The sequence below is a fragment of the Mesorhizobium alhagi CCNWXJ12-2 genome (genome assembly GCF_000236565.1).
Taxonomy (GTDB): Bacteria; Pseudomonadota; Alphaproteobacteria; order Rhizobiales; family Rhizobiaceae; genus Allomesorhizobium; species Allomesorhizobium alhagi.
The window spans coordinates 1-577 of sequence record NZ_AHAM01000373.1; the positions used below are offsets into that span (position 1 = coordinate 1).

Below are 577 nucleotides of genomic sequence, written 5' to 3' on the forward strand. Positions count from 1 at the left end.
ATTTCGGCGAATACAAGGCCTACGACCAGATCGACGCGGCGCCGGAGGAGAAAGCGCGCGGCATCACGATCTCGACGGCGCATGTCGAATACGAGACGCCGAACCGGCACTACGCGCATGTCGACTGCCCCGGCCACGCCGACTATGTGAAGAACATGATCACGGGCGCCGCGCAGATGGACGGCGCGATCCTGGTGGTTTCGGCCGCCGACGGCCCGATGCCGCAGACCCGCGAGCACATCCTGCTCGCCCGCCAGGTCGGCGTGCCTTCGATCGTCGTGTTCCTGAACAAGGTCGACCAGGTCGACGACGCCGAGCTGCTCGAGCTGGTCGAGCTCGAGGTGCGCGAGCTCCTGTCGAAGAACGAGTTCCCCGGCGACGACATTCCGATCATCAAGGGTTCGGCGCTGGCCGCGCTTGAAGATTCGGACAAGAAGATCGGCGAGGACGCGATCCGCGAGCTGATGGAAGCGGTCGACGCCTACATCCCGACGCCGGAGCGTCCGATCGACCAGCCGTTCCTGATGCCGATCGAGGACGTGTTCTCGATCTCGGGCCGCGGCACGGTTGTGACCGG

The 577-nt window shown here is 65.3% G+C and carries 1 protein-coding gene; it reads left to right on the plus strand.

Going from position 1 to position 577, the window contains the following annotated elements; genetic code table 11:
* A partial coding sequence (locus tag MAXJ12_RS34215) for a GTP-binding protein (protein WP_008840847.1) occupies positions 1 to 577 on the plus strand: 577 nt, incomplete at both ends.